We start from the raw sequence: 23877 nt of genomic DNA, 5'->3' as shown, positions 1-23877 counted from the left end.
GACGAGTCAGAGTGACCGCATCTATGGCTAATTCCAGCGTCTTTTATGCCTGATGAACGTGGCTAAAATGGGGCAGATACCCGCCTTAAAGTCATATTTTAAAGGGATTTTAGATATAATGATTGCAAATCGTAGGCAGTGTTTCTCTGCTGTGAACAGTGGCGGGGTCGCGGCACGTTAAAGACACTTTTCGATGAGGTGAGTCGTAGGTAATGCCGTGGCATCGAGAGCGGACATGATTCCGTTAACGTTATGTTAAGGGATTCGAGAATACGGTGGCGCCGGTCACGGCGAGCAGATCGTTCGGTTCGATCTCGAACACTGTCTCGGGAGCGCCACCGGCACCCCACACGGTTTTATAGGCCAGCAGTGCGTCATCCATGAACGTCGGCATCGGGCACATATGCCCGATCGGAGCAACCCCGCCAATCGCAAAACCCGTTTGTGAACGCACGCGTTTCGGGTCGGCGCGGCCCAGTGGCTCTCCGAAAAGGGCTTCGGCGTTATTAAGGTTTAAGTCATGCTTGCCGCTTACAAGAATCAGCATGAGTTTTCCTGTTCGTTGTCCTTCGAACAACAGTGATTTCACAATCTGGCCAACGTCACAGTTGCAGCTTTCTGCGGCCTGCGCAGCTGTGCGTGCGCTGGTGGGAAGCTTTATAATATCTATTTCAAGCCCTGCGGCCTCTGCTGCCTGCCTGACGCGGGTTATGCTTTTGCCCATCCGGCGCTCCTGTCGTTGGTTCGTGGCATTTGGCACAAAGGTTTCGAACAAGGTCAAGATGCTGCATGTGTAAATGTCGGAAGCCTGTTAAAAAAGTGGCGCTTTGAAATCTGCATGCCTAGGCTACGTACAAGGGGGGACTCCCCGATCCCGAATTGAAAACCATTCTGATTTGACAAGAGGTGAATTTCGCTATGATCCAATCCGCTAACGAACCGACATTTCGCGAAAGCGTTGATCTGATGTTTAACCGTGCGGTAAACCTGATGGACCTCAAACCCGGACTTGTAGAGAAAATTCGCGTTTGCAATGCCACCTATACCGTTCGCTTTGGCGTCAGGCTGCGCGGGGACATCAAGACATTTACCGGTTATCGCTCGGTCCACTCCGAGCATATGGAGCCTGTGAAGGGCGGTATCCGCTTTTCGCTGGGGGTCAATCAGGACGAGGTGGAAGCGTTGGCCGCATTGATGACGTTCAAATGCGCGCTGGTCGAGGCGCCGTTTGGCGGATCAAAAGGGGGGCTGTGTGTCGACCCGAAGGAATATGACGAACACGAGATGGAGCTGATCACCCGCCGTTTCGCCTACGAATTGATAAAACGCGATCTGATCCATCCCAGCCAGAACGTACCCGCGCCCGATATGGGCACCGGTGAGCGTGAGATGGCGTGGATCGCCGATCAGTACAAGCGGATGCACACCACCGATATCAACGGCGCGGCATGTGTGACGGGTAAACCGACCAACGCAGGCGGCATCCAGGGCCGCACAGAGGCGACGGGTCGCGGTGTGCAATATGCACTGCGTGCGTTTTTCCGTGACAGCGAAGGCGTAAAAAAAGCGGGGTTGAGCGGCAATCTTAACGGCAAGCGCGTGATTGTGCAGGGGCTTGGTAACGTCGGCTATCACGCCGCCAAATTCCTGAGTGAAGAAGATGGCGCGCCCGTTATCGGGGTGATCGAGTATAACGGTGCGATCATGAACAAGGATGGCATCGACATTGACGCCCTCAAGCAGCACATCACTGCCGAAGGCACCCCCGAAGGATTTTCCGGCGGCAAATTCGTCAAGGACGGGGCCAGCCTGCTCGAAGAAGATTGCGATATCCTGATCCCCGCCGCGCTGGAGGGAGTGATCAACCTTGAAAACGCAAGAAATGTGACGGCAAAGCTGATCATCGAGGCGGCGAATGGTCCGATCACTGCGGGTGCTGATGATATTCTGCGAGAGAAAGGCACCGTGATCATTCCCGATATGTACGCCAATGCGGGTGGTGTGACCGTCAGTTATTTCGAATGGGTCAAAAACCTTAGCCATATTCGGTTTGGCCGCATGGGGCGACGCCAGGAGGAAAGCCGCCATCAACTGATTGTGGACGAACTGGAGCGCATCAGCCGCGATACCTCCATCAACTGGACCTTGTCGCCGGACTTCAAGGAAAAATACCTCCGCGGCGCTGGTGAGCTTGAGCTTGTGCGTTCGGGGTTGGATGACACCATGCGTATCGCCTATGACTCCATGGCAGAGGTCTGGCACCGCCGTGATGATGTGACCGATCTGCGCACTGCCGCCTACCTAGTCTCGATTGCAAAAGTCGCGGCAAGTTATCAGGCAAAGGGGCTCTGACATGCGTTACGTTCTGACGCTGATTGCCCTGTTGACCGCACCCCCTGTCATGGCAGAGCGGGGGGACTATGGCTACGTTACCCTGAACGGTCTAGCGCGCGATATCTGGCCACAGGTGCCCAATCTCGGGGCGTGGCGGGCCATGGTGTGTAACGTAAACGGACCTGACGGCTTTCTCAGCGTCCGCTCGGGTCCGGGAACTGATTTCAAGGTGGTACGCAGCTTTAACCGGCTGGCGGTCATCGAACTCGACGCGAGCGAGCGGCGCGGACGATGGGTGCGGGTAACGGGCGCATTCCGGCACATGACACCGGAGGGCAGGCCGACCAGCCAACGGAACCTGCCTGTGCAGGGTTGGGTGCATAACGGATACCTCTGCGCCTTCATCGCTTGAAGATTTTTGAATAGACGCCTGATGAGCGGCGGACAGCAACAGGCGATCCGGTTAGATTGCTTGCATGATGTTTGAACTACCGGATGATGAGGTTCTTTATGCGGCGCTGCTTGCGCGGGATGCGGCATGGGACGGACGCGCGTGGGTTGGTGTATCCTCCACAGGTGTATTTTGCCGCCTGACCTGTCCGGCAAGAAAGCCCAAGGCCGAAAACTGTACCTTCTTCGACAGTATCGGGCGCGCGATAGAGGGGGGATATCGCGCTTGCACGCGATGCCATCCGATGGCACCCGCCGCCGAGGGCGAACCTGCGGTCAAAGCTTTGCTCGCCGCGCTGGAGGCCGATCCGGCACGGCGCTGGGCGGAAGGGGATATCGCAGCGCTCGGGTTTGATCTGTCCACCGTGCGGCGTGCGTTCAAGCGGCATTTCGGCATGACGTTTCTTGAAATATTGCGGCTTGCACGGTTGCGCGCAGGCGCGGCAGAGATGGCCGGTGGCAGCCGTGTTATCGAGGCGCAGCTTGAGGCAGGCTACAGCTCGGCTTCGGCATTCCGCGCGGCTTTCGCAGGCTGGACGGGTTTGCCGCCCGGTGCGTTTTGCAAAAACGCGTTGCTGCGCGCTGACTGGATTGAAACGCCGCTTGGCGCGATGGTCGCGGTGTCCTCCGATAGCGCGCTGCATCTGCTGGATTTTAGCGAGCGGCGCGCATTGCCTGCGGAACTGCTGGCGCTGCGGCGGGATGCAAAAGGCTCGCTCGGGTTTGGCCGTTTTGCCCCGACCGATCGTATCGAGCGTGAGATGGCAGCCTGACGGGGTATGGCGGGGGATTGTGGCGCAAACAAAAACTGATCGAACTGGAGCGCGGGTTTGCCGCGCAGAAGCAGAAAGAGGCACCATGACAGGGTATTCATCAGCGCGAAAAGCAACAGTATTTTCAGCGTTAAAAGTAAACGGTGCCGGTTGGTCTGTATAACTGCTGGGACAGGGGATCAGCCGCAGTAATCGTGACCGGCAATTGGGCTGTAGCCGCAGCCCAGGGTTTCGATGACGGCGAGGCACCGCACATGGCGCAGCTTTTGTCGCTGGTGAACCGTATTGCGGCGGCCAATACGCTTCCGGTCATGTGGATTTCGAACGTGCATATGCGCAATGCCTGCGCTGGTCGGCGACAACGCCAAAACCGTGACGCAGTCAGGTGTGATCGGTATGAATTTTTAAGACCGCCATATTCAAGCTGCTGGCCTGTTTTCAACCGAAGATCAATGCGCACGGATTTCCGCCATCCGTGTGGCTGTCGGTGCTGGCTTCTTCATAAACGCCCATACTGATGTGTTTATGCTAGCTGGTGCTGCCGATCATTGCGGTTTAATAGGCGATGTTGTTGCACGGGGGCAGGCCTATGCAGCCGCTGGCGCGTCCGGATTATTTGTGCTGATTATGAACGATATCGCATTGATCAAACAGGTCTGCGCGCAGGTTCCATTGCCGGTAAATGTGATGATGCACGGCACCTTGCCGGATCGCGCGGACCTGCAAACCGCAGGGGTAGCACGGATCAGTTAAGGCCCGTGATCCTATCTTGCCGCGATGCAAGCCGTGGCTGAGGTGGCGTTGTTGTTGGCCAATAAGCCGGCAGCATGAACAGCTCTGCCCCGCTTGTGTCTCTGGCAAAACCTTCAGACGTAAACACAGGTGGGCCTGTGAAAAACGAGCATGACGCGCAAGAAGCGATCCCGAGTGCGGTTTTTCGCTCAGGGGCTGCATTTGCTGTTCACGATTTGGCGACAGGACTGGAAGCAGCGGCAGGCCGGAGATAAGTTGGCAGCAAGTTCGAAAATTTGGAGCGTTATATGATCCGTGTGATGAGTATTGTTGTGTGTGCCGCGCTGGCTGGACCGGCGGTTGCGGCAACGGCCAAGGAAAAAGACTGCACTTACCAGAGTGATGTGGTTGCATCCGTGCAGGCCGCGCGTGTCGCGCGGGTGGGTGAAGGTAAGGTAGCCACCCATGTCGCAGACACCTCTCCTGCGTGGCCTGAGAAATATAACGCAGTGGTTCCGCTGGTGACGCCGTGGATTTACAGCATGAAAATGGCCGAAGTGAAAAAAGCCGATCTGGCAGCGGCGTGGAAAGAGCTGTGCCTGTCCCAATAAACTGTGTCTTGTCACGGTGGCCTTATGGACTCTGACGGCTCGCTGCCCATATTAGAGGTATGAGCCTCCCACCCGGTTTCCTTGATGAATTGCGCACACGCTCCAGCCTGTCACAGGTTGTGGGCCGTAAAGTCATGTGGGATGCGCGCAAGTCCAATCAGGGCAAGGGTGATATGTGGGCGCCGTGCCCGTTTCATCAGGAAAAATCCGCCAGCTTTCACGTCGATGACCGTAAAGGGTTCTATTACTGCTTTGGCTGTCATGCCAAAGGGGACGCGATCTCTTTTGTGCGCGAGACAGAGAATGTGGGCTTTATGGAGGCGGTCGAAATTCTGGCGCGTGAAGCCGGAATGCCGATGCCCGAGCGCGATCCGCGCGCGCAGGAAAAGGCCGACAAGCGCACCGAACTTGCCGATGTAATGGAGCTGGCCGTCAAGTGGTTCCGCTTGCAGTTGCGCACAGGCGGGGCATCCGCTGCGCGTGAGTATCTTGAGCGGCGCGGATTGCGTCAGGATGTCTGCGACCGATGGGAAATCGGGTTCGCGCCCGACAGTTGGCAGGGGTTGTGGGATGCCCTGAAGGGTAAAGACATTCCCGATGAGTTGATCATCGGGGCAGGGCTGGCAAAGCCATCATCCAAGGGCGGCAAGCCGTATGATACCTTTCGAGGCCGGATCATATATCCGATCCGCGATGCGCGGGGCCGCGCAATTGCGTTCGGGGGCCGCGCGATGGACCCCGACGACAAGGCAAAATATTTGAACTCTCCGGAAACGGAATTGTTCGACAAGGGGCGAAGCCTCTATAATGTGAAAAACGCGCGGGTCGCTGCGGGCAAAGGTCAGCCGTTGTTGGTGGCCGAGGGATATATGGATGTAATCGCGCTATCAGAGGCGGGGTTTGGTGCATGTGTTGCCCCGCTGGGAACGGCAATTACCGAAAGCCAGTTGGCGATGCTGTGGCGGATCAGTGACGAGCCGATCATCACTTTGGATGGCGATACCGCAGGCCAGCGTGCGGCACTGCGGTTGATTGATCTGGCGCTGCCGCTGCTGGAGGCAGGGCGTTCGCTGCGCTTTGCCATGATGCCAGAGGGGCAAGATCCCGATGACGTGCTCAAATCCGCAGGACCGGCAGCGGTGCAAAGCCTGCTGGATGCAGCGGTGCCGATGGTGCAATTGCTGTGGCAGCGCGAGGTTGAAGGCAAGGTGTTTGACAGCCCCGAGCGCAAGGCCGCGCTGGATAAATCCCTGCGTGAGAAGATAATGCTGATCAAGGATCCCGGCATCCGCAGTCACTACGGTCAGGCGATCAAGGACATGCGCTGGCAGTTGTTCCGTGCCAAGTCGGGCGGTGGTGGTGGGACACAACCGCGCAGGCAACGGGGCCAGCCATGGGGCAGTAAGGCGCCTCAGGGTCCATCAGCGGGGGCCAAATCCTCCATGCTGGCGACATCAGGTGATGCACGCGCCACCGAACACCTGCGAGAAGCGGTCATTCTTGCCGCCTGCATCAGCTGTCCAGAAGTGGTTGAAGCGTTCGAGCACGGGTTGGAAAGTATGACCTGTATGGACCGTGAACACGACCGCCTCCGCGATCTAATCCTGCGTCACGCCTCAGAGGGGGCGCAAGTGCTCCGCGACCGTATCAGAGATGCAATCGGGCCGGACGGGCTTGAAAACCTGATGTCGCAACGCCATGTCGCCATTACACCGTGTATTCGAAAACCCGGCAATGTAGACATCACCACCATGACAATTGCCGAAGAACTGGCGAAACTGTCGGCGGTGCGTGGATTGATGGATGAGGTGAATGATGCCGCCGATGATCTGAGCGGCGAGGCCGACGAGGGCGTAACATGGCGCTTGGCCGAAGCTGCACGCGCTGCCGAGCTTGCGCAGCGCTCCGGTCAGGAGGATAAGGCGGAATACGTTATCGCTGACAACGGTGCGCGCCTTGATCGTGATCAGGTTGCAAAAAGCCGGAGCATGTTTGATCAGATCGACTTTTCCAAGGGTGGCAAGAAGAGCCACTAAGGGCGGTTTCGGTAGAGTTTTTGCGGTTTTGTGGCGCTTCGGTGACCAAATCACCGCATTTAGTGGAAAGTTGAGGATGCGGGTTTAAGAATCACCATAAACCCCGCATGATTCGAAAAAGCGAATCATTACCAGATGATTCGCATAGGGATGTAGAGGATCTTTTGATGGCTGCTAAAGACACCAACGAAGTCGCCAAGAACGACGATCAGGATTCAGGGCACTCGCTGGATATGAGCCAGGCCGCCGTCAAGAAGATGATCGGTGATGCCCGTGAAAAGGGTTACATTACGTATGACCAGCTGAACACGGTACTCCCACCTGATCAGGTATCTTCGGAACAGATCGAGGACGTGATGTCGATGCTGTCGGAAATGGGCATCAACATAATCGAGGACGAAGAGGCCGAAGAGGAGGAGGCAAAGGGCGGTACGGAGCTTGCCACCACCGAAGGCGCGCGCGAGATCACGCTGGGTTCGGGCACCTCTGAAAAGCTGGACCGCACGGATGATCCGGTGCGCATGTACCTTCGCGAGATGGGCAGCGTCGAATTGCTGTCGCGTGAAGGTGAAATTGCAATCGCCAAGCGGATTGAGGCGGGTCGCAACACAATGATTGCAGGGCTGTGCGAAAGCCCCCTGACATTTCAGGCGATCACAATCTGGCGTGATGAATTGTTGTCAGAAGATATTTTGCTGCGTGATGTCATTGATCTGGAAGCGACATTCGGCACCCAGATGGGCGAGGAAGAGTCGACCACTCCGGTTGTGCCGGTCGGTGGCGCACCTGCGAGCGAGCCCAAGTCAGACAGTCAGGCGGAACTGGACGCGGATGGCAATCCCATCACAACCGAAGACGACGATGACGATGAGGATGAACAGGCCAACATGTCGCTTGCCGCGATGGAAGCCGCGCTGAAGCCGCAAGTGCTGGAAGCGCTGGACCTGATTGCTGATGACTACGTCAAGCTGAGCCAGATGCAGGACAACCGCATTTCGGCCACCCTGAACGAGGACGACTCATTCTCCAGCACCAACGAGGCGACCTATCAAAAGCTGCGCGCAGAGATTGTGTTGCTGGTGAATGATCTGCACCTGCACAACAACCGTATCGAAGCGTTGATTGACCAGCTGTACGGTATTAACCGCCGGATCATGCAGATCGACTCGGCGATGGTAAAGCTGGCGGATCAGGCGCGGATCAACCGCAAGGAGTTTGTGGACGCATATCGCGGGTACGAGCTTGATCCGAACTGGATGGAGCGGATGGGCGAAAAGTCCGGCCGAGGCTGGCAGATGTTCATCGAGCGCTCAAGTGATAAGGTGGACGAACTACGCTCGGATATGGCGCAGGTCGGCCAGTACGTCGGACTTGATATCTCCGAATTCCGCCGGATTGTGCAGCAAGTGCAAAAGGGTGAGAAAGAAGCCCGTCAGGCCAAGAAAGAAATGGTCGAGGCGAACCTGCGTCTGGTGATTTCGATTGCGAAGAAATACACCAACCGTGGCCTGCAATTCCTTGACCTTATTCAGGAAGGTAATATCGGCCTGATGAAGGCCGTGGACAAGTTCGAATACCGCCGCGGCTATAAGTTTTCTACCTACGCCACGTGGTGGATCAGGCAGGCGATCACGCGGAGTATTGCGGATCAGGCCCGCACGATCCGTATTCCGGTGCATATGATCGAAACGATCAACAAACTGGTGCGCACAGGCCGCCAGATGCTGCACGAGATCGGACGTGAGCCGACGCCGGAAGAACTGGCTGAAAAGCTGCAAATGCCGCTTGAGAAGGTGCGCAAGGTGATGAAAATCGCCAAGGAGCCGATCAGCCTTGAAACACCAATCGGTGACGAGGAAGACAGCCAGCTGGGCGATTTCATCGAGGACAAGAATGCCGTGCTGCCGTTGGACAGTGCCATTCAGGAGAACCTCAAGGAAACCACCACACGGGTACTGGCAAGCCTTACCCCCCGCGAAGAGCGGGTGCTGCGGATGCGTTTCGGCATTGGCATGAACACCGACCACACGCTCGAAGAGGTTGGCCAGCAGTTTAGCGTGACCCGCGAACGAATTCGCCAAATCGAGGCGAAAGCGCTGCGCAAGCTGAAACACCCGAGCCGCTCGCGCAAATTGCGCAGTTTCCTCGACCAGTAACTCCGGCAGATTATTGCGAAGCCCCGTCCGATGTATCAATCGGGCGGGGCTTTTCGTTTGTCAGAACACGCCTTGCGTCCGGGAAGCTTGCGCTAATTGCGCCGCTCTGCGTTTGACCTGAGCGTTTCGGTGCCTATCTGTTAGGTGTACCGGAGGAAACATTTATGCGTCGTCTTTTACTTGCTGCCGCTGTTGCTGCTGCACTACCCGCCACGCTGAGCGCGCAGGGCTATCGGGCGGTGAACGATCTGATCGTGATCGGCGTTAACCGCACCACATTCGAAGTCATTGAATCCCGCGGCGAGGGACCACGTGGCATATGGTGTGCCGCCGCCGACTATGCCGAGCGCAGGTTGGGCGCAAAAGGGCGCATCTATATCCGCGAAGGGCGCGGGGCCTCGCGCCGTGTGTCCGGCAGCACATCGGTGGTATTCACCACAGATGAAAACACACTTGCGCAGGGCCCGTCCAGATCCATATCGCTCACAACATCTGTGGTCGGCGTGGGGCTGCCTGTGGCCCATGCGATCCAGTTTTGCCGCCCTGAAGAATTTGAATTAACCAATCATTTGCCAAGAAGGAATTGAGAATGCGAGGATTTATTGCAGGGCTAAGCTTCATGGCGTTGATGGCAGGGCCTGTCGCCGCTCAGGGGTTCAAAGCTGAAAACGGTGTTATTGTCTTGCCCGTTGCTGGCGGGTTTTCGGTGACGGGGGATGCAGGACTGGGCGCGCGTGGCATGTGGTGCGCCGCTGCCGATTACGCGCGCAAGCGTGAAGGCGCCCGCGCTTCCCAACGTCTTTACATCGCGCAGGGGCGCACGGCCGGGCTGGGCCAGCGCGATCCAGTGACATTCACGCTCAGCGCGCAGGGCCTGACGCCGGTTGGCGTAATTGTCCTTGGATCATCGCTTGCCCGTGCGGGCGCCAACCTCAGCGTTGGTCACGCCTATGGCTTTTGCGCAGACAGCAAGCTGGTGCGGGACGGACATCGCCCGTAGGTGGAGAAGTAATCTCATTATCTGCACCTTTCGCCCATTCTCGGGGACAACAATTGGAAGTGGGTTGAAACGCGTCGCAAATAAAACAGACACCGCATCATCTAGCGGTGAAATTCTGGACTACCCAAAACCTATGGGTTCCCCTATACCTGTGGATAAGTGGGGCGGTGATCCCACAAAAGAGGCGGATCAGAAATAAGGGGACAGGCCAATGCGCTGCCCGTTTTGCGGAAATATCGATACCCAAGTAAAAGACAGCCGGCCAGCGGAGGATCATGTTTCGATCCGGCGTCGCCGGTTTTGCCCTGCCTGTGGCGGGCGGTTCACCACCTATGAACGTGTACAGTTGCGCGATCTGGTGGTCATCAAGACCTCCGGCAAGCGTGAGGATTTCGACCGCGACAAGCTGGAGCGTTCTATCCGTATCTCCATGCAGAAACGTCCGATTGAGCCCGAACGTATTGACCAGATGATCAGCGGCATCGTGCGGCGACTGGAAAGTATGGGCGAGACCGATATCGGCTCCAAGCAGATCGGCGAGATCGTGATGGAAGCGCTGGCGCGGATTGATACTGTCGCCTATGTGCGTTTTGCGAGTGTGTACAAAAACTTCCAGCAGGCTGACGATTTTGACAAATTCGTTCAGGAACTGCGCCCAGACACGCCGCCCGACGCCGAAAGTTGAGCGATACACGCTATATGGACCTCGCGCTGTCCTTGGGGCGGCGCGGGTTAGGCACAACGTGGCCCAACCCTGCGGTGGGCTGCGTCATTGTGCGCGCTGGCCATGTTGTCGGGCGTGGGTGGACCGCGCCTTCGGGACGGCCACATGCGGAAACGCAGGCGCTAGCTCAAGCGGGAGAGGCGGCAAAGGGTGCCGATGTCTTCGTAACACTTGAGCCGTGCGCCCATCACGGCCAGACACCGCCCTGTGCGCAGGCGCTGATTGACGCGGGCGTGGCGCGTGTTGTGGTCGCCGTGGGCGACAGTGACGGACGTGTTGCAGGACGCGGATTGGCAATGCTGCGCGACGCGGGCATCGAAGTGGTGACAGGGCCGGGCGAAGCGCAAGCGCGCGCGGACAATATCGGATTTTTCAGCCGTGTAGAGCAGGGCAGACCGATGGTAACGCTGAAACTGGCCAGTTCGTTTGACGGGCGTATTGCCACGGCCACGGGCGAGAGCAAATGGATTACGCAGGCCCCTGCGCGCCGCTTGGTCCATGCAATGCGCAGCCGTCATGATGCAGTGATGGTGGGCGGCGGCACTGTGCGCGCTGATGATCCATCCCTTGATGTGCGCGATTTGGGTGTGGCGCGGCAACCGGCGCGTGTCGTTGTTTCCCGTCATCTGGATATTCCGCTTGGCGGCAAACTGGCGCAGACAGCCACGAAAATTCCGCTGATCCTGTGTCACGGGGCGGATGCACCAGCCGAACTGGTGCAGGTGTGGAAAGGACTGGGCGCTGTGCTGCTGCCTTGCGCGGTGCGCGGCGGACAACTCGACATGGGCGATGTGCTGCACCAACTCGGCGCGCATGGTCTGACGCGTGTTTTCAGCGAAGGCGGATCTGCCATCGCGGCAAGCCTGCTAAAGCTTGATCTGGTGGATTTTCTGGTCGGGTTCACTGCCGGTATGGTGATCGGGGCCGAAGGGGTAGCGGGTATCGGGGCCATGGGCCTTGGCCGACTGACGCAAGCGCCTCGGTTCAATCTGGCAGAGACACAGGCCGTAGGGCCGGACGTGATGCACACCTGGGTACGCAACAGGGTCTAAAGCCTGGGCGGCTTGCGCCACAGGTGCGCCTTGCTTGCAAACAGGCCTTGCAGTTTTGACAATATGCGGTTGCTGCGGCTTGGCGCGGGAACATCCCCTTGGGACAATCGCGCCAGCGCAACCTCGACAGGGCAGGGCAGTTGCGTTTTGGGATCGAAATAGCGCGGATAGTCGATCAACGCCGCATGTACCAACCCCTCTAGCGTAGGCGTGGCGCGGCGGCGTGGTGGCACATCGCACATATCCGTGGTCAGCCCCCAGCCTGCATAAAACGGCGCGCCGTAGGTGGTGACGGGGATACCGCGCAACAGCGCTTCGAACCCCATAAGCGAGGTCATGGTGTGTACTTCGTTAACCTGCGCCAACAATGCGGCAGGATCAGTGCCGCGTATGATGTGATCTGCGGCGGCAGAATTTTTCAGCGCGCCTTCGCGTAGCCCCGCCTCTACATCGGGATGCGGTTTGAACAGGATCACCGCATCGGGATTGGCGCTGCGAACAGCATCCACAAGCGCTTGATTGCTTGAAATGTCCGATGTTCCGGTGAGGATAGAGGCGTCATCCGCCACTTGCCCGCAGACAAGAATACGGTGTCCATCGGTCATTGGCGCAGGGTCTGCGCCAATGTTGTATTTACTCAGCCCCGATCGGATCAGAGTGCGGATTAGACGGGCGGCGCGTGCTTCCTGATCGGGCCGCAAAGTGGCGCGCTTTTCAATCCAGCTTTCCAGACGGGAGGGGCGCGCGGGATCGTAGTAAATTCCCAGATCATCGCTGACCAGTGACAGCGGCGGGGTCAGGGCCGCCCCCAACCCGCGCGAACGCAAGAACCCGTCTTCGATCCGCGTGACGTTTGCGCTGGCAGGCGCTTTCCCGGCCCAGATCATCTGCGGGCGGTCCGAAATGTCGGACGGGCTGTCCTGAAAAGTGACAGGCGTGTAGCGGCCGTAGAATTTCTGCAGATGCGGCCTTTTCCAAAGGCTCATGCCCGATGCGGCCCAGCCGCGGCAGTCCTCACGCCAGCAGCGCGCCTGCGCTTCCAGTGTGTCGATCACAGTTTCCAATGGGCAAAGCGTGTCGTGGTAGGGATCATACCAACGCGGATAGAGGATCATCGCGGCCGCGAACAGTTGCGCGCGGGTCAGGCTGCGCTGACGGCGCTGCACTTCAAAGGCGTCAGCGGTCAGACCCCAGCCTGCGTAATACGGTTGGCCGAATACGCGCGGCTTGTGACCTGCAAAGATTGCTTCGAACCCCAGACCGGAGGAAACGGTGTAGACGCCCAATGCCCCCTCGAACAGGGTGTAGGGGCTGATCGGATCGCTCAGAAACTCAATCCGGTCGCTCAGGTCTTCGTCGCGGAAGTATCCCTTGCGGTGGCCTGCAATGGTTTCGGGGTGGGTTTTAATCAGGATACGCGCGCCGGGATGCTCTTCTTGCGCAAAGTACAGCATTTCCAGAAAACGCGCGCGATCGGCACCCGATGCGGTGACAGAGGCATCGCCAAAGGTTTGATCAATCACTACCACATAGCCGGGGGCGGGGGTAGGAGTATCGAGCGGGATGGCTGCATATTTGCTGAGATGCGCCTCTTGTATACGCGCGATGCAGGCACGGGCACGATCTAACAGGGCGGTGTCATCAAGTGGGTGCGTGGCAAGCAGGACCTCAAGATCAGACGGTTTTGAGGGATCGAAATGCACCACGCGGTGATCAATCACCAGCCCCAGCGGCGGTTCGCTCTCACGACCGGGGAAAAGCGATCGCAGCGGCGCGTCCTCGATACGCACAATCGGGGCATCCCGTGCCGCCGCGACACCTTCACCGCGGTGCGCGGTGGGGGAGTTGCCCCAGACGGCCACTGCATCACCGTCTTGCGTGGGCAGACCGACATGAATCGAGTAGCCCGACAGTTGCAATATGCGCCGGATGCGCCCTTGGGTCAGAAACCCCCCGTTATACACAAAAAGCCGCCGGTCCCTCTCGGAGCCGGCGGCGATGTCATAAGTCTCTGGTCCGAGGGCCATTAGCCGCCTGTAACGGATGTCAGGCTAGAGGCCGAGCTGGCGGTGCCGGTGATCGCGGAGATAACTTTGCTCCACTGTGTAAACGGCGCCTCGGTGACGTATATCGTGTCACTGTCGCGGATGACGAAATCACGGGCCATGAACATGCCGTTCGGCTCGGTCAGATTGAGAACATATACCAGACGTTGCGAGCCTTGCAGATCGTTGCGGCCCAGCACCTGTTCGGCAACCTCTTCGGGTTCGTTGCGCATCACAAATACACCTGTCGGATCGGCGGAGGAGGCAAGGAGGCCGCCCACTTGTGCAATCGCCTCAATCGCGGAGAGGTTCTGACTTTCGAACGGTACGCGCGCCTGTGATCCTGTCGCACCGAGTGCTGTGAAAGAGCGGGTATCCTGCTCTACGAGAATTTTGTCACCGCCACGCAGGGCAATGTCCAGTTCGGGATGCTTGTACAGGTCCTCAAACCAGATTTTGCCGCGTGCTTTGCCACGGATCACAGTGATCTGTGCAATTTCAGGGGCGATGGTGATGCCGCCGGAGCGCGCAAGCATTGTTGCAAGCGAACGGGTGGGGCGCTCGATCGGGTAAACGCCCTGACCGCCAACAGCACCGACAAGGGAAACGGTTGATCCGTCACCGGCTGCGCGGCGCACTTCGACTTGCGGGTCGGGCGTCTGATCGGCCAGTTTGTTGGTGATAATGCGGCGGATCGCTTCGGGTGAATTGCCCGCAGCCTTGATGCGCCCGGCGTAGGGGATGAAGATGAAACCCGCCCCATCGACCTGCACTTCCTCAAGAGTTGCAGGCGCGCCTTCCGAGCCAAGCAGGCTGTCGTCGACGTTTTCATAAATGGTAATGCCCAGAACATCACCCGCGCGGATGGTATCAGAGCCAAGTGTGCCCGCGTTCTTGAACTCGGATGAAAAGCCGAGCGCGGGAACCACTGCGGTGGCACGTGTCACACGGTCGTTCACCGCAACGATAAAGGCATCGCCTTCCCGCTGTACAGAACCTGCAAAGATCTGGCGTTTGTTCGGGCCTACCTGCGGCAATCCGCAGGATGCCAGCACGGAACAAGCCGCAACGATTGCGATGGGATGCGCCCATCGGATGCTCAGGGTTTTCACTGCCCGGTCTCCTCGACCTATTTTCTGCCTCAAATCGCCGATTGTTTCGGCGTATTACGTCCGAGCGTAGCGGAGTTGTGCGACAAAATCTACCAAGGCGACTGTTTTAGATATTTGGAAACCGGAAATGTGTGGCATTGCTGCCGCGATACGGATGAATCTTTGACAGATAGCACAAGGGGTTGTGGCCGTCAGGTCACCAGACGCAACTGCTGGCGCGGGGGGGCCGTGCCGGAATCAAGCGCTTCATAGGGGTCATCCGGCCCTAGCATCATATCGGCGACCTGACGCATCAGTTGTCGGCGGCCACGCGCCGAATAAAACCCGCCGGGCAGCTGGCTTGTCTCCAGCAGGTAGCGGCGGAAACCCTTGTAGGCGCGATTGTCGGGTCGTGCAGCGTTCTGGAAAAACTCCGGCAGTGGTTGTTCCGAGACGAATTCGGGCTTGGCATAGACCGCGCTGCCAAACACCCGCAGGGGAATGCCGCGCCAAAGAACCTGTTGGCCTGCCGTGGAATTAACCGTGACGGCGGTGCGCGCATCATTGAGAAGTTGGGCCAGCTTGCCACCTCGCACAAAATGCACGCGGCTTGCAACGCCATAAGCTTTGGCCAGACGCTTGATCTCGCGACGCACGGGCACGCGGCCATCTTCCAACGGGTGCGCTTTTACAACCAGATGATGATGCTGTGGCGCGCCCTTGGCAAATCCGTCTATAACCAACTCCAGAAAATCGCTCATCGTGGTGAAGGGGGAATGCATCTGGAACGAGCTGTCATGTTCCAGCTGTAATAGGGCAAGATGATAAGGGAAGCCGCCCAAGCGGATGCGCAATGTGGCCAGACGCCGCTCGACAGCTTGGACAGGCATCAGAAACAGGCGTTTCAGGTAGAGCTGAAATTCTTTGGTGACAGGTAAATCACGGTGCGGGCGGAAATTGCGATAGTCACCGTTTCGAAACATCACGAACCAGTGATACAGCGCACCGTAGAAAACGTGCTGGCGCATGTCCCCCCAATGTCCGGGGGGCAAGGGGGCCTCCATGTCGGACTTTTCCAGCGCCTTTTGCATCTGTGCGATCGACATATTCATCAGTCGCGAATTGCCGTTGGCTCCGCCCCGCTCATAGGTCACCCAATATGGGCGCATGTACCCTTCTTCAAAGACGTGAACAGTCAGCCCGCGCGCACGGGCTTCTGCAACAGCTTGGGCGTGAACAGGGCGCGTGTCGCCATACAATACAATGTCGGTGACGGATTTTTCCGTGATCAGGTCGCCAAACGCTGTGCGCCATCCGTCTGCCGTGCCGCGATAGGGGATATAGCTGGCAGGGTGGAACCAGAACGCACGATCCCCTGCATTGAACCCCACACGCCAAACGTCTGCCCCCGCCGCGCGAAGCATCTTGCCCAGCCGGTTGAAAAAGGGTCCGTGCGGCCCCTGAAGGAACAAAAATACCCGTTCATCGGGTGTCTGCGGTGCCATGACGCGCTTTCTGTGGTTGCTCTTCGCGGTATTAGGTCTCAAAACCTTGTCCATATTATGACTTTGGACAAATTATGGTCTAACGTCGGGGCGCTCAATGTAAATCGAGAGGGATTTCATGTTCACGGGGATAATTACCGATATCGGCACCGTATCAACGCTGACGCAAGAAGGCGATCTGCGCGCAAGGATCATTTGCGGCTATGATACAGACACAATCGACATGGGCGCGTCCATCGCCAGTGACGGGGTGTGCCTGACGGTCGTTGATCTGGGTCCGGACTGGTACGAGGTGCAGGTCAGCCGCGAAACCGTTGATTTGACCAATCTGGGCGATTGGCGTGTGGGTCGCCGTGTGAACCTTGAGCGCGCGCTCAAGGTCGGTGACGAACTCGGCGGGCATATCGTGTCGGGCCATGTGGATGGCGTGGCCGAAGTGACAGAGATGCGAGACGAAGGTGACAGCACCCGCGTTACCCTGCGCGCCCCGCGCGCGCTTGCCAAATTCATTGCGCCCAAAGGGTCTGTTGCGTTGAATGGCACGTCATTGACGGTGAACGAGGTTGACGATTGCGATTTCGGTATCAATTTCATTCCCCATACCAAGGTTGCAACCACTTGGGGTGACGTAAAAGTAGGTGATCGCGTGAACCTCGAAATTGATACGCTGGCGCGTTACGTGGCGCGACTGGCCGAGATGCAGCAGTAACGGTGCGGCGGTTGCACTGGTCATGCCCGTGCGGGTGGGCTAGATCATCGGTCAGAAACAGGAGAGCCTCAGATGAGCTTTGAAACACCCGGCCCCGTCGAGGCGGAACTTGCCAACGCGATCTCACCCATCGAAGACATTATTGCTGCGTGCAAAGCAGGCGAGATGTATATTTTGGTCGATCACGAGGATCGTGAAAACGAAGGCGATCTGGTCATTGCCGCAGAATTTGCCGATGCGGATGCGATCAACTTTATGGCGACCCACGGGCGCGGTTTGATCTGCCTGCCGATGACGCAGGCGCGGGTGGATACGTTGGAACTGCCGATGATGGCGACAAACAACTCATCCCGCCATGAAACAGCATTTACAGTCAGCATCGAGGCGCGTGAGGGCGTGACCACAGGTATTTCGGCGGCCGATCGCGCGCTTACTGTTGCAGTTGCGATTGATGATGCCAATGGCGCGGCGGATATCGCCACCCCCGGACACGTGTTTCCGTTGCGTGCGCGTGATGGTGGTGTGCTGGTGCGCGCGGGCCATACGGAGGCGTCTGTTGATATCAGCCGTCTGGCGGGGCTGAAGCCTGCCGGTGTGATTTGCGAGATCATGAAACCTGATGGTACGATGGCCCGATTGCCTGATCTGGTTACGTTCGCCGCCGAGCACAATATGAAAATCGGCACGATCAGCGATTTGATCGCTTACCGCAGCAAGCATGACAATATGCTGGTGCAGCGCGATGACCGGATGGTTACCTCGGCCTATGGCGGTGAATGGCGGATGCGGGTGTTCGAAGACCAGATCTCCGGCACCGACCATGTTGTGCTGAGCAAGGGAGACATCGGCGACGGCGCACCTGTGCTGACGCGCACCCACGCTCTGAACGCGCTGGAAGACGTTCTTGGCATCGGCTCTGCCGCGCCGGATGAATTGCCGCGCGCGATGGAGATCATCGCAGAGGAAGCGCGTGGTGCTGTTCTGCTGTTCCGTGAACCCAACCCGCGGTTGCGTCTGGACAAAGAGGATGATGCACCGCGCACGATCAAACGCACAGGACTGGGCGCGCAAATCCTTGCTACGCTGAATGTGCATGAGCTGGTGTTGCTGACAGACAATCCACAGACGAAATACACGGGGTTGGAAGCCTATAACCTCGAAATCGTGGGCACCAGACCCATCACCAAGGAGTAGCACAATGGCCGCAACCGAAGAACACACTGTTCTGCCTGCCCCGACCTTTGACAAGCCGGTAAAAGTGCTGATCGTTGTGTCGCCCTATTACAGCGATATTGCCGCCGGTTTGCTGAGCGGCGCCAAGGCCGCGCTGGAGGATGCAGGCGCAACCTATGACGTTGTCGAAATGCCCGGAGCCTTGGAAATTCCAACGGCCATCGGTATCTCGGACCGGCGCAGCAATTTTGACGGTTATGTCGCGCTGGGCTGTGTTATTCGCGGCGAGACGACCCATTACGAGACAGTTTGCAATGACAGCTCGCGCGCATTGCAGTTGCTGGGGCTGCAAGGGCTGTGCATCGGCAATGGCATCCTGACTGTTGAAAATAAAACACAGGCCGTAGTTCGCAGTGATCCCGAAGGGCAGAACAAAGGTGGCGGCGCTGCGCTGGCGGCCTTGCATCTTATCGCGCTCGCCCGTAAGTGGACGTCCACACCCGCGGGCATCGGGTTCAAGCCAAAAGGCGAGGACACTCTGATGGCCGGAGATCTGGACGGAAATACCACCGCATGAGCACCCCATCGCGCACCGACAACATGACCGGCAACATGAAACGCAAGATGCGCTCCGCGTCGCGTCTGTATGCGGTGCAGGCGCTGTTCCAGATGGAACATTCCAACCTGACGCTGGACAAGGTGCGCATCGAATTCCTCGATCACCGCTTTGGCGAGTTGCTCGATGGGGAGGAGATGCTGGACGGGGACGAGGCGCACTTTACGCGGGTGCTTGAGGATGCGGTGAACCATCAGGCTGCAATTGACCAGATGACAGACCGCGCCTTAGTGGCAAAATGGCCCATCGCGCGCATCGATCCAACATTGCGCGCGCTGTTCCGTGCCGCAGGGGCCGAACTGAAAGACCCATCAACACCGCCGAAAGTTGTGATATCGGAATACCTTGATCTTGCTGCTGCGTTCTTTCCGGATGGAAAAGAAGCGCGATTCGTAAACGCAGTTCTGGATCACATGGCCCGCGAGACGCGCCCCGAAGGGTTCTGATCACACCCTGCCCAGTGTTCCAGTCTGCGAAAAAAGCGTTACCGTGAAATGTCGCCGGTCGTAGATAGTGGATTTATTGCAACAATCCGATTGGGCATTCCCTAACGTCAGGCAGGGCAGTGCTTTCGAGCTTGTGTTTGGTTTTGTCAAAAATGTAAACCTGTTAACCTTTTGTTAACTGGGTGATAATTTCAAAAATATCTTGATCGGTCGTGATGATGAGGTCGCGTCACGCGAAAGTGTGGAAAAGATCAGCTTGGTGACGCGCAGACCCAAAATTCTCGCATTAAGTGAAAATTCGTTGATTCTGTTCCGTCACCTACTACTACTTTTGGTTGATAGGCGCTGCCATTGCCATTGGCATCAGAGGAATACGGTAGTTATGTTTTTTGTACGAGTGATACTATTTTTTATGTCGCGTAAGGCTGACGATGCGTTGGTGCCAACAGTGCGGCACCGCGCTGATAAAGCGCAGACAGACTACCCTACGTCGCCCCGTCACAACGAAATTGCCCCGACTCATATGCCTGATCTTGCGCAGGCCGAGGGCGGTGTAACCCGTGAGGAAATTATCAAGCTGTTCGGGGGTGCATTGCGCGTCCGCTAGCGCAATGTGGGTGTGGCGGGACCGCCGTTGCCGGTCAGTTGTATTCCCGAGGACCTGTATGTACAGGTGGGCGCCAGATAAATTAACCAGGGCTAAAACAGAGCCAGCTCCCTCGGATTTGCTTAAGGCCACTGGAATGTAACGTCTATCGAACAGGGCAGAGCCCGCCACCCCTCATAGGTAGGGCTGCGGCAGGCCCAGAACAAGGGCCTACTGCGCCGCTTTCTCAATAAATCGGTAACGCTCCAGTTCTTCGGGCAGCAATACATAGATTTCGTTGGGCGGCGTGACGAGTGCGTGTTGCATGACGAGCGGATCAATCCCCATCTGGTCCAGATAACGCATCACTTGCCCTTGACCTCGCTGGATGTCCTCTACGGCGGCAAACGCAGGTAATATCGTGCTTTTTCCGAAATAATGTTGATGCACGCCGACAAAGGCATCGTTTGGCACTGTGCGCGTTACACCCGCGGCCAGCAGGTAGGGGCAGGCGGAATAACAAATATCGCCGCTGCGCATTTCGGTTTCCAGACCCGCCAGCCGCAAAGCGCGGCCCAGTTCCAGCGCGTCCTGCACCGACCCGCCCGGCGAATTCAGGATCACGCGGTCGGGGGCTTCGCGCAGGTCTTCGATTTGTTTGCTGATCCGCACGGCGTCGCCGTTTTCAATTGCGCCTTCCAGCAAAACGGCAGCCCCGCCGGAAACCACGGTCAGGGTCAACCGCTCGGGCAGGGGCGTGTCGCTGCCCGGAACAGCGCGTTTGGGGGAAAAGCGGCGGGTCTGGTCGCCGGGGCGGACAGGCTCTGTCAGCGCGGGGGCTTTGGGGCCCATGCGCGGCAGGCTGAAGCCGTTTTGCAGATCACCGACAAACAGCAACGCGGCCAGCAGCAACTGGAATGCCAGCACACCCACCAGAACGCGGCCAATGGGGTTTCGTTTGGGCTGCACGTTCATTCGGCTGCGGTCTTTGTTGGTAATGGCGTGGGGGGCGTCACCACTACTTCGGCTTTCATGGCACTATCCATTTCCTTCATTACGGCCACGGCAGCGCGCAGTTCTGCCAGTGTCAGGCGGTCTTCGACCTCAGTGCCTTCGCGGCCTGAGCGAATGGCTCCTTGGGTAATGGCGAGGATAAACACCAGAACCGCAGGCAGCAGATCAATGGCGATGGCACCGGCCCAAGAGGGAATGAAATTGCGCGCATAAAGGATCACCGCATCAGCGGAAGAGATTGGCGTATAGGTCGTTTCAGGGGGCGCGGGCATCGCCTGCACCGCTTGGGCGGCGCGTGCCAAAGTTTGGGCGCGCTGCGACAACACCTCCAGCACCGACGTGATGGTTGCCGCCTGATCGCCGCGCGTTTCGGCAGACCGCCCGTCCAGTTCGGGCAAAACAACAGAGGCCGACAAATCCTGCGCCGCGCGCTCTACCAGCGAGGCAACCGACAACTGCCGCATCTGCGTAATCAGGCCCGCCAGACGCACCGCCTGTTCGGAAAACTCGACTGATCGCGCCTCGACCGGGCCGGCTTCAACCGTAAGGGCGCGCATCCGACTCAGAATCGCGTTGCCTTCGGAAAACGCCGATTGCACCAGTGGCGTTTGCGAGGCAATCTGCGCCTCAAGCCCTGCCAACTCGCTTGATTTTTGCCGCAGCACTCGAAACACGGCACCGCGCCCCGCAAGACCGGACAGATTGCCGGTGGCTTCCTGCTCGCTCAAGTCTTCGAAAGACTGACGCACACGGGCAACATCGCGTTCAAGCCCCTGGGCGGATAGCGCGACTTCGTGCGCGCGCTCAAGCGATACCTGATAATCCTGAACGGTTTCGGCCAGATGCTGCTCGACGGCGGCAGACCCTGCCAATGCCGCAGCGTTCAGCCAACTGGACATAGCGATAATCGCAATCGAGCCGAGCGCCATCGTGCCCATCAGCGCAACCCGCGCCCTTGCGCCACGCACGGCGGGGAACAGGCGCAGCATGTAGGACCAGAACACAAATATCCCCACCGATACCGCCACCGAATAGGCAATCGCGGCAAAAGCTGTCATCGCGCCGTTGTCGTCCAGCAGCGAGGACACGCCGAGATAAGTATATATCCCCGACGCCACCGCCAGCACCCCCAGCGCAGAGCCGGAGAACGTATCAAGCCAACTCAGGTGATCTTCCAGTTCGCGGGCATAGCGAACGCCGCGGGCACGTTTGGACGGGTCTTCGAGATCGCTCATGCGGGTATCCTTGGATTGGTTAGCGTTAAAGATAGGCAGCTGAGGGCAAAAGGCCAAGATGGCGCAGAAAGGGTTGTGTATGTTCACTATATGTTCATAATTTGGTGTATGAACGAAGCACCCGTTATCCTCCAGCCCGGCCAGCTTTTGCAGCGCGGCGTGTCACGGCATCTGGCAAGCTACGGCTTTGCGTGTGTGGAGGAACTGGTGCCGGCACGTGGTTTGCGTGTGGATGTGATCGCGTTGGGGCCAAAGGGCGAAATCTGGATTGTTGAGTGTAAATCAAGCCGTGCCGATTTTACCTCTGACAGCAAATGGCATGGCTATCTGGAGTGGGCGGACCGTTTCTTTTTTGCGGTAGATGAGCATTTCCCAACAGAGCTTCTGCCGGATGATCAGGGGCTGATTATTGCCGATGGATACACCGCCGAGATTTTGCGCATGGCGCCGGAAACCAAGCTGGCACCGGCGCGGCGCAAGGTTATGGTGCAAAAGTTTGCCGTGACGGCGGCGCGGCGGTTGCAGCTGATGCGTGATCCCGACATGCACCCCGAATGGGATTAGCGGCGTTTCTTGCCGCCCATCTGCGCGGCGGCTTTCGCAGCGGCCACAATTTCCTCGGCAATTTCGCGTGCTTCGTCAGGGGTGAAATCCATCGGAATTTCAACGCCTGCACCTTCGACAAACAGACGCACCATGCCCAGATCTGTCGGAGCGATTTGCAGGTCGGCCTCGATATCACGTTCGTCGTTAATGCCCATGGTCTGTTCCTTCGGATTTTCAGGTGCGTATCGCTACCGCTGTGTGTCTTGAAAAGCAAGCGGTTGTGCGGTTAGCATCCTTGGATGACACAAATTGATCTTCATCCGTTTACACCCGCTGACCGCGATTGGACAGTTGCTGTGCATATCGAGACTTACGAGCAGGGGGAGGGGTTTGACGCGACTTTTGGCCGGACCGTGGCGCAGATTTTGGATGATTTCAGTGCCAATCAGGATTTCGCGTGCGAGCGAGGGTGGGTTGCGTGGCGCGGTGACGCCCGACTGGGCACAATCTTCTGTATGCGACTGAATGAGCAGACGGCAAAGCTCCGCCTGTTTCAACTGGTGGCACAGGCGCGGGGCCACGGATTGGGGCGGTGTTTGCTGGAGGAATGTACCGGATTCGCACGTGCAAAGGGCTATCGCGAAATGCAGCTGGCAACGCACAAAAGCCATGAAGCGGCTGTTGCGCTCTATCAGCGCAACGGGTGGCAGGTTACAGAAGAAAAGCCTGTCGTTGCCTATGGTCTGCCGCTGGTTGAGCAAACCATGCGCCTGAAGCTTTGAACGATTGGCGGACGGCAATCGACGCCCATAGGCACAAACCTTCAAAAAACTGTAACGATAGGAGTTGACGCGCGCGGCTGCGCAATCTAATCAACGGCGCAGTGCCGGGGTAGCTCAATTGGTTAGAGCGCGTGGTTGTGGTCCACGAGGCAGTTGGTTCGAAACCATCCCCCGGTACCACTTACAACAAATTCAAAAATTTCCTGTAAGATTTGGGCGATAGCCTTTTTGAACAAAAGGCGTGGTCCGGTTGGATTTGTC

Annotated in this window: 25 protein-coding genes and 1 tRNA gene; 19 read left to right on the top strand and 7 right to left on the bottom strand. The window is 58.0% G+C overall.

What is annotated here, in order from left to right:
- Nucleotides 1-250: 250 nt before the first annotated feature.
- Complete coding sequence (locus OS189_RS08770) at nucleotides 251-724, bottom strand: YbaK/EbsC family protein (protein ID WP_267166915.1); 474 nt, start codon at nucleotides 722-724, stop codon at nucleotides 251-253.
- Between the two features lie 197 nt (nucleotides 725-921).
- Between OS189_RS08770 and OS189_RS08765 the strand changes: the two genes are divergently transcribed.
- From OS189_RS08765 to ribD, 11 genes are all read left to right on the top strand, one after another.
- Complete coding sequence (locus OS189_RS08765; protein ID WP_267167018.1) at nucleotides 922-2352, top strand: Glu/Leu/Phe/Val family dehydrogenase; 1431 nt, start codon at nucleotides 922-924, stop codon at nucleotides 2350-2352.
- A 1-nt stretch (nucleotide 2353) separates the two neighbouring features.
- Nucleotides 2354-2746, top strand: a complete 393-nt coding sequence (locus tag OS189_RS08760; RefSeq protein ID WP_267166914.1) for an SH3 domain-containing protein — start codon at nucleotides 2354-2356, stop codon at nucleotides 2744-2746.
- A 64-nt stretch (nucleotides 2747-2810) separates the two neighbouring features.
- Nucleotides 2811-3557 carry a bifunctional transcriptional activator/DNA repair enzyme AdaA gene (locus tag OS189_RS08755; protein ID WP_323380224.1) on the top strand — a complete coding sequence of 249 codons (747 nt, stop codon included), beginning with the start codon at nucleotides 2811-2813 and terminating at the stop codon, nucleotides 3555-3557.
- 417 nt (nucleotides 3558-3974) lie between these two features.
- On the top strand, nucleotides 3975-4310 hold the full coding sequence (locus OS189_RS08750; protein ID WP_323380226.1) for an isocitrate lyase/phosphoenolpyruvate mutase family protein: 336 nt from the start codon (nucleotides 3975-3977) through the stop codon (nucleotides 4308-4310).
- 287 nt (nucleotides 4311-4597) lie between these two features.
- Nucleotides 4598-4900, top strand: coding sequence for a hypothetical protein (locus OS189_RS08745; RefSeq protein ID WP_267166913.1), 303 nt, complete (start codon nucleotides 4598-4600; stop codon nucleotides 4898-4900).
- A gap of 59 nt (nucleotides 4901-4959) precedes the next feature.
- Entirely contained in the window at nucleotides 4960-6936 is a 1977-nt protein-coding gene (dnaG, locus tag OS189_RS08740; protein ID WP_267166912.1) for a DNA primase, read from the top strand.
- Nucleotides 6937-7103: 167 nt separating this feature from the next.
- Nucleotides 7104-9092: an RNA polymerase sigma factor RpoD gene (gene rpoD, locus OS189_RS08735; RefSeq protein ID WP_267166911.1), complete on the top strand. Its 1989-nt coding sequence runs from the start codon at nucleotides 7104-7106 to the stop codon at nucleotides 9090-9092.
- A gap of 164 nt (nucleotides 9093-9256) precedes the next feature.
- On the top strand, nucleotides 9257-9679 hold the full coding sequence (locus tag OS189_RS08730; protein WP_267166910.1) for a hypothetical protein: 423 nt from the start codon (nucleotides 9257-9259) through the stop codon (nucleotides 9677-9679).
- 2 nt (nucleotides 9680-9681) lie between these two features.
- Nucleotides 9682-10092 carry a hypothetical protein gene (locus OS189_RS08725; protein ID WP_267166909.1) on the top strand — a complete coding sequence of 137 codons (411 nt, stop codon included), beginning with the start codon at nucleotides 9682-9684 and terminating at the stop codon, nucleotides 10090-10092.
- Between the two features lie 211 nt (nucleotides 10093-10303).
- The gene (nrdR, locus tag OS189_RS08720) at nucleotides 10304-10777 is read left to right on the top strand and encodes a transcriptional regulator NrdR (RefSeq protein ID WP_267166908.1); all 474 of its coding nucleotides are present in this window, start codon (nucleotides 10304-10306) and stop codon (nucleotides 10775-10777) included.
- Between the two features lie 14 nt (nucleotides 10778-10791).
- Complete coding sequence (ribD, locus tag OS189_RS08715; RefSeq protein WP_267167016.1) at nucleotides 10792-11868, top strand: bifunctional diaminohydroxyphosphoribosylaminopyrimidine deaminase/5-amino-6-(5-phosphoribosylamino)uracil reductase RibD; 1077 nt, start codon at nucleotides 10792-10794, stop codon at nucleotides 11866-11868.
- On the opposite strand, the gene OS189_RS08710 is transcribed toward ribD, so the two are convergent.
- From OS189_RS08710 to OS189_RS08700, 3 genes are all read right to left on the bottom strand, one after another.
- The gene (locus OS189_RS08710) at nucleotides 11865-13895 is read right to left on the bottom strand and encodes a capsule polysaccharide biogenesis protein (protein WP_267166907.1); all 2031 of its coding nucleotides are present in this window, start codon (nucleotides 13893-13895) and stop codon (nucleotides 11865-11867) included. The two genes, ribD and OS189_RS08710, sit on opposite strands and share 4 nt — an antisense overlap.
- Nucleotides 13895-15025: a polysaccharide biosynthesis/export family protein gene (locus OS189_RS08705; protein ID WP_267166906.1), complete on the bottom strand. Its 1131-nt coding sequence runs from the start codon at nucleotides 15023-15025 to the stop codon at nucleotides 13895-13897. The genes OS189_RS08710 and OS189_RS08705 overlap by 1 nt, the downstream gene beginning before the upstream one ends.
- 191 nt (nucleotides 15026-15216) lie before the next feature.
- Nucleotides 15217-16509, bottom strand: coding sequence for a capsule polysaccharide biogenesis protein (locus OS189_RS08700; protein ID WP_267166905.1), 1293 nt, complete (start codon nucleotides 16507-16509; stop codon nucleotides 15217-15219).
- Between the two features lie 118 nt (nucleotides 16510-16627).
- Between OS189_RS08700 and OS189_RS08695 the strand changes: the two genes are divergently transcribed.
- From OS189_RS08695 to OS189_RS08675, 5 genes are all read left to right on the top strand, one after another.
- Complete coding sequence (locus OS189_RS08695; protein ID WP_267166904.1) at nucleotides 16628-17218, top strand: riboflavin synthase; 591 nt, start codon at nucleotides 16628-16630, stop codon at nucleotides 17216-17218.
- A gap of 72 nt (nucleotides 17219-17290) precedes the next feature.
- A complete protein-coding gene (gene ribB / locus OS189_RS08690; RefSeq protein WP_267166903.1) occupies nucleotides 17291-18412 on the top strand; it encodes a 3,4-dihydroxy-2-butanone-4-phosphate synthase in 1122 nt (373 codons plus the stop codon).
- Nucleotides 18413-18416: 4 nt separating this feature from the next.
- Nucleotides 18417-18968: a 6,7-dimethyl-8-ribityllumazine synthase gene (locus OS189_RS08685; RefSeq protein WP_267166902.1), complete on the top strand. Its 552-nt coding sequence runs from the start codon at nucleotides 18417-18419 to the stop codon at nucleotides 18966-18968.
- On the top strand, nucleotides 18965-19453 hold the full coding sequence (gene nusB / locus OS189_RS08680) for a transcription antitermination factor NusB (RefSeq protein WP_267166901.1): 489 nt from the start codon (nucleotides 18965-18967) through the stop codon (nucleotides 19451-19453). The genes OS189_RS08685 and nusB overlap by 4 nt, the downstream gene beginning before the upstream one ends.
- Nucleotides 19454-19850: 397 nt before the next feature.
- Entirely contained in the window at nucleotides 19851-20060 is a 210-nt protein-coding gene (locus tag OS189_RS08675; RefSeq protein ID WP_267166900.1) for a hypothetical protein, read from the top strand.
- Nucleotides 20061-20270: 210 nt separating this feature from the next.
- On the opposite strand, the gene OS189_RS08670 is transcribed toward OS189_RS08675, so the two are convergent.
- Nucleotides 20271-21014 (bottom strand): COG3904 family protein, encoded by a 744-nt coding sequence (locus OS189_RS08670; RefSeq protein WP_267166899.1) that lies wholly within the window; start codon nucleotides 21012-21014, stop codon nucleotides 20271-20273.
- The gene (locus OS189_RS08665) at nucleotides 21011-22288 is read right to left on the bottom strand and encodes a hypothetical protein (RefSeq protein WP_267166898.1); all 1278 of its coding nucleotides are present in this window, start codon (nucleotides 22286-22288) and stop codon (nucleotides 21011-21013) included. Before OS189_RS08665 ends, OS189_RS08670 begins: the two co-directional genes overlap by 4 nt.
- Before the next feature lie 108 nt (nucleotides 22289-22396).
- Between OS189_RS08665 and OS189_RS08660 the strand changes: the two genes are divergently transcribed.
- Nucleotides 22397-22852, top strand: coding sequence for an MmcB family DNA repair protein (locus OS189_RS08660; protein WP_267166897.1), 456 nt, complete (start codon nucleotides 22397-22399; stop codon nucleotides 22850-22852).
- Here OS189_RS08660 and OS189_RS08655 read toward each other — a convergent pair.
- Entirely contained in the window at nucleotides 22849-23049 is a 201-nt protein-coding gene (locus OS189_RS08655; RefSeq protein ID WP_267166896.1) for a DUF6324 family protein, read from the bottom strand. The two genes, OS189_RS08660 and OS189_RS08655, sit on opposite strands and share 4 nt — an antisense overlap.
- Before the next feature lie 84 nt (nucleotides 23050-23133).
- Here OS189_RS08655 and OS189_RS08650 point away from each other — a divergent pair, with 84 nt between their 5' ends.
- Nucleotides 23134-23616 (top strand): GNAT family N-acetyltransferase, encoded by a 483-nt coding sequence (locus OS189_RS08650; RefSeq protein ID WP_267166895.1) that lies wholly within the window; start codon nucleotides 23134-23136, stop codon nucleotides 23614-23616.
- Between the two features lie 103 nt (nucleotides 23617-23719).
- Nucleotides 23720-23796, top strand: a tRNA-His gene (locus OS189_RS08645).
- Nucleotides 23797-23877 lie beyond the last annotated feature (81 nt).

This window comes from Sulfitobacter sp. F26169L, from assembly GCF_026410285.1.
Lineage (GTDB): Bacteria > Pseudomonadota > Alphaproteobacteria > Rhodobacterales > Rhodobacteraceae > Sulfitobacter.
The sequence above is the reverse complement of the archived record's forward strand: the minus strand, read 5'-3'. Positions and strand labels throughout refer to the sequence as shown.

What these genes read in the sequence shown, in the direction of transcription:
- OS189_RS08770 (WP_267166915.1), bottom strand. Translation starts at nt 724, where the DNA reads ATGGGCAAAAGCATAACCCGCGTCAGGCAGGCAGCAGAGGCCGCAGGG.
- OS189_RS08760 (WP_267166914.1), top strand. Translation starts at nt 2,354, where the DNA reads ATGCGTTACGTTCTGACGCTGATTGCCCTGTTGACCGCACCCCCTGTC.
- OS189_RS08755 (WP_323380224.1), top strand. Translation starts at nt 2,811, where the DNA reads ATGATGTTTGAACTACCGGATGATGAGGTTCTTTATGCGGCGCTGCTT.
- OS189_RS08745 (WP_267166913.1), top strand. Translation starts at nt 4,598, where the DNA reads ATGATCCGTGTGATGAGTATTGTTGTGTGTGCCGCGCTGGCTGGACCG.
- dnaG (WP_267166912.1), top strand. Translation starts at nt 4,960, where the DNA reads ATGAGCCTCCCACCCGGTTTCCTTGATGAATTGCGCACACGCTCCAGC.
- rpoD (WP_267166911.1), top strand. Translation starts at nt 7,104, where the DNA reads ATGGCTGCTAAAGACACCAACGAAGTCGCCAAGAACGACGATCAGGAT.
- OS189_RS08730 (WP_267166910.1), top strand. Translation starts at nt 9,257, where the DNA reads ATGCGTCGTCTTTTACTTGCTGCCGCTGTTGCTGCTGCACTACCCGCC.
- OS189_RS08725 (WP_267166909.1), top strand. Translation starts at nt 9,682, where the DNA reads ATGCGAGGATTTATTGCAGGGCTAAGCTTCATGGCGTTGATGGCAGGG.
- nrdR (WP_267166908.1), top strand. Translation starts at nt 10,304, where the DNA reads ATGCGCTGCCCGTTTTGCGGAAATATCGATACCCAAGTAAAAGACAGC.
- ribD (WP_267167016.1), top strand. Translation starts at nt 10,792, where the DNA reads ATGGACCTCGCGCTGTCCTTGGGGCGGCGCGGGTTAGGCACAACGTGG.
- OS189_RS08710 (WP_267166907.1), bottom strand. Translation starts at nt 13,895, where the DNA reads ATGGCCCTCGGACCAGAGACTTATGACATCGCCGCCGGCTCCGAGAGG.
- OS189_RS08700 (WP_267166905.1), bottom strand. Translation starts at nt 16,509, where the DNA reads ATGGCACCGCAGACACCCGATGAACGGGTATTTTTGTTCCTTCAGGGG.
- OS189_RS08695 (WP_267166904.1), top strand. Translation starts at nt 16,628, where the DNA reads ATGTTCACGGGGATAATTACCGATATCGGCACCGTATCAACGCTGACG.
- ribB (WP_267166903.1), top strand. Translation starts at nt 17,291, where the DNA reads ATGAGCTTTGAAACACCCGGCCCCGTCGAGGCGGAACTTGCCAACGCG.
- OS189_RS08685 (WP_267166902.1), top strand. Translation starts at nt 18,417, where the DNA reads ATGGCCGCAACCGAAGAACACACTGTTCTGCCTGCCCCGACCTTTGAC.
- nusB (WP_267166901.1), top strand. Translation starts at nt 18,965, where the DNA reads ATGAGCACCCCATCGCGCACCGACAACATGACCGGCAACATGAAACGC.
- OS189_RS08670 (WP_267166899.1), bottom strand. Translation starts at nt 21,014, where the DNA reads ATGAACGTGCAGCCCAAACGAAACCCCATTGGCCGCGTTCTGGTGGGT.
- OS189_RS08665 (WP_267166898.1), bottom strand. Translation starts at nt 22,288, where the DNA reads ATGAGCGATCTCGAAGACCCGTCCAAACGTGCCCGCGGCGTTCGCTAT.
- OS189_RS08660 (WP_267166897.1), top strand. Translation starts at nt 22,397, where the DNA reads ATGAACGAAGCACCCGTTATCCTCCAGCCCGGCCAGCTTTTGCAGCGC.
- OS189_RS08655 (WP_267166896.1), bottom strand. Translation starts at nt 23,049, where the DNA reads ATGGGCATTAACGACGAACGTGATATCGAGGCCGACCTGCAAATCGCT.
- OS189_RS08650 (WP_267166895.1), top strand. Translation starts at nt 23,134, where the DNA reads ATGACACAAATTGATCTTCATCCGTTTACACCCGCTGACCGCGATTGG.